This is a genomic window from Streptomyces albus subsp. chlorinus (assembly GCF_013302895.1).
GTDB classification, from domain to species: Bacteria; Actinomycetota; Actinomycetes; order Streptomycetales; family Streptomycetaceae; genus Streptomyces; species Streptomyces chlorinus.
Map to the genome: position 1 here is coordinate 4,744,065 of NZ_VJOK01000001.1, position 3,691 is coordinate 4,747,755.

General features: G+C 74.3%; 2 protein-coding genes. Both read left to right on the plus strand.

Features of this window, described 5'->3' with window-relative positions:
- A partial coding sequence (locus FM076_RS20790; protein ID WP_173872480.1) for a beta-N-acetylhexosaminidase occupies positions 1-1,493 on the plus strand: 1,493 nt, incomplete at its 5' end.
- Positions 1,494-1,845: 352 nt separating this feature from the next.
- Positions 1,846-2,598 carry a sigma-70 family RNA polymerase sigma factor gene (locus tag FM076_RS20795; protein ID WP_173874895.1) on the plus strand — a complete coding sequence of 251 codons (753 nt, stop codon included), beginning with the start codon at positions 1,846-1,848 and terminating at the stop codon, positions 2,596-2,598.
- The last annotated feature ends 1,093 nt before the right edge of the window (positions 2,599-3,691 follow it).

Below are 3,691 nucleotides of genomic sequence, written 5' to 3' on the forward strand. Positions count from 1 at the left end.
CTTCCGGCCGCCGCCCCCCAAGGGCCCGGACCGGGTGGGCACCGCCCCCCTCCGCCGTTCCCTCCGTACGCGACTGGCAGGCCCGGCGCGGCCCCGGCTGGGAGCGCACCAAGTACACCCGTGTCGTCACCCGCACCGGCTCGCTGCGCGACGAGGCCAGGCTGCTGGCCCGCGAACTGAAGGTGGACGTCTCCCAGGGCCCCGCCCGCACCGGCGACATCGAACTGAAGAAGAGCGGGCGGAGCCGGAAGAGCGCCAAGGGCCGTGGCGCCCGCTCCGAACTGGGCGGCCCCGAGAGCTACGAACTGACCAGCCGCGCCGGCCGGGTCACCATCACCGGCGCCGACGACGCCGGGGTCTTCTACGGCACCCGCACGCTCCTGCAGACCCACCGCGCCCAGCACCGCTTCGCCGAGGGCACCGTCCGGGACGCGCCGGACCGGCCGCAGCGCGGCTTCTCCCTCGACATCGCCCGGAAGAACTTCAGCGCCGATTGGATCAAGGCCCGCGTCCGCGAGATGGGCGACCTCAAGCTCAACCAGCTCCAGCTGCACCTCTCCGACGACCAGGCGTTCCGCATCCAGAGCGACACCCACCCCGAGATCGTCTCGAACCCGCGGCTGACCAAGGCCCAGGTCCGCGACATCGTCAAGCTCGCCGCCTCCCGGCACATCGCCGTCATCCCCGAGATCGACTCGCCCGGCCACCTCGGCGCCGTCCTCCGCGCCCACCCCGACCTCCAGCTGCGCGGCGCCCAGGGACAGACCCCGCGCGGCGCGGTCGACATCGCCAACCCGAAGGCCGCGAAGATCGTCGACGATCTGCTGGGCGAGTTCGCCGACCTGTTCCCCGCGAAGTACGCGCACGCGGGCGGCGACGAGTACCAGGCACTCATGACGCGGAACCCCGAGCAGGCCTACCCCGGCCTGGCGCGCAAGGCACGCGAGAAGTTCGGCAGCGACGCGAAGATCCAGGACCTGGCCACCGACTGGCTCAACGACCGCGCCGCCACCCTGCGCAAGCACGGCAAGACCCCGCAGGTGTGGAACGACGGGATGCACCGCGGCGGCGTCGTCAAGCCCTCCAGGCCCCGCCAGGTCGCCTACTGGACCGGCCGCGAGACGGGCCAGCGCGAGCCCGAGGAGTACCTGCGGGAGGGCTGGCAGGTCGTCAACCTCAACGACGCATACCTGTACTACGTGCTCGGCCAGCCCAACAACTTCACCTATCCGACCGGCCGGCGCATCTACGAACACTGGACACCCGCCGTGGTCCGGGGCACCGAGCCGGTACCCGGCAAATGGGCCGGCCGTGAGCACATCGTCGGCGGCCGGTTCGCCGTATGGGGCGACCTGTCCGGCGCGCAGACCACCGCGCAGGTGGCCCGCGGCATCAGGCTGCCGCTCGCCGCCACCGCCCAGAAGCTGTGGGACCCGCGGCGGCCCGGCCGCTCGTGGGGAGAGTTCGTGAAACTTGTCCGGCGCGTCGGCTGACCGTCCGGCAGGAAAGACGAAGGCGACCGGGGTCGCCACCCCCCACAGGAGAGACCCCGGTCGCCGTCGGACACGGGCTCACTACGCCAGCGGCTCGCCCGTACTCCCCTCAGCGTCACGGCCCCCCAATGTGTTACGCCGTCATGTCGGGACCGGGCCACACCACGCGACCAGCTCCTCACCGACCGCGCACCCATGCCCCCGGCATGGACGAGCGAGCACTCTTGGCCTTAGCGTGCTCATCGCGCCGTACCAGGTGAGACCGTCCCTGGTAGCGCGGTGGGGCACGGCCCCGGCGGCACATGGCGGCGCACGGCACTGAGACCTTCGCGGAGTGGGGCGAGACACGGGCGTGCAGGGGGACGACGCGGAGCTGACCGCTGCGGTACGTGCGGCGCAGGAGGGGGACGAGTCCGCCTTCCGCACCGTCTACCGCGCCGTGCATCCGCGTCTGCTCGGCTACGTGCGCACCCTCGTGCCGGACGCCGACGCCGAGGACGTCGCCTCCGAGGCGTGGTTGCAGATAGCCCGCGACCTGCCCCGGTTCGCCGGGGACGCCGACCGGTTCCGCGGCTGGGCGGCCCGCATCGCCCGCAACCGGGCGCTCGACCACCTGCGGATGCGCGGGCGCCGTCCCGCCGTAGGCGGCGACGAGAGCGAACTGGCCGGCCTCCCCGCGGGTGCCGACACGGCGGACGAGGCGCTGGAGGCGCTCGGCACGAGCAGCACCATGGCGCTCATATCCCAGCTCCCGCGCGACCAGGCGGAGGCCGTGGTGCTCCGTGTGGTGGTGGGGCTGGACGCCAAGAGCACCGCGAAGGTGCTCGGTAAGCGCTCGGGCGCGGTGCGGACGGCGGCGCACCGGGGGCTGCGCAAGCTCGCGGAGCTGCTGGAGGAGGGCGCGCGGGACACCCCCGGCAGGACACCCGGAACGGCGGGCGGCGACGGGCGGACCGCCCCGGACGGAACCGTGGAGGACCCCACCGCGGGTTCCACGGGACGCGCCGCGAAGCCCAGGCCGGGCGGTGGGACGGCCAAGGGCAGGGCGCGGGGCATGGCGCGCGGTGTGACGCATAAAGCCACACGAACGCTGAGGGAAACGTGATGGCGGACGACCGGTACAGCTGGCTGGACGAAGAGACCGCGGAGCGTTTGCTGCGGGGTCTGCCGGTCGATGCCCATGACGGCGGTGCCACCGGTGCGGATTCCGGTTACGGCCCCCGAGCGGGCCTTGGGCGGACCGCACCCGGCGACGCGAACGGAAACGGGAACGGAAGCGGAAGCGGAAACCCCCGCGGAAACCTCAACCGGAGCGGCGGTTCCACCGAGCGCGCCCGCGTCTTCTCCGCCCGGCGACGGGCGGACGCCGGGGATGGCGGGAACGGCGGAGATGTCGGAGGCGGCGGGGCCGCCGGGAACGCTGGGGATGGCGGGAACGGCGGAGACGCTGGGGGCGGCGGGGCCGCCCGGGACGGCGGAGATGCCGGGGATGGCGGGGACGCTGGGAGCGGCTGGGACGCCGGGGACGGCGCGGCAAGGACGACAGGCACCACAGGACCGACGGATGACCCCCGGGCGAGCACGGGGACTCCGGCGACGACCGGGACCCCGGCGACGACCGGGACCCCGGCGAGGACCGTGACCCCGGTGGACGGGCGGAGCCCGGCCGACACGGAGTCTTGGGCGGGCGCGGAGTCCTGGGAGGCCGCGGAGCGCCGGGAAGCTGCGGAGTCCGGGGCAGGCGTGAAGCCTTGGGCGGGCGCGGAGCTTGAGGCGGACGCGGAGGCATGGTCGGACACGGGGGCTTGGTCCGGCGTGGAGACTTGGGAGGCCGCCGAGCCTCGGTCGGACGGGCAGCCTGGGGCGGACGAGGAGCGCCGGGCGGGCGCGAGGTCCCGGGGGAACGCGCGGTCTTCGACGGACGGCGGAGCGACGACGAGCGGGGGACGAAGAGCGGCGGGCCGTCCCGACGCCCCCTCCGCTCCCTGGCTTCCCGAAGCCGGCCGTCGGCTTCCCGATGGTGACCGTCGGTTCCACGACACCGGCCGCCGGCTCCCCGACGGCGGCCGCCTGCTCCGCGACGCCGACCGCCGTACGGCCGCCCGGCTGGCCGCCGCACTCGGTGAACTCGCCGCCGCGTACTCCGCTCCTCCCGCCCCCGCACCCGGCACAGCACCTGTCGAACTTCCCGGTGAGGC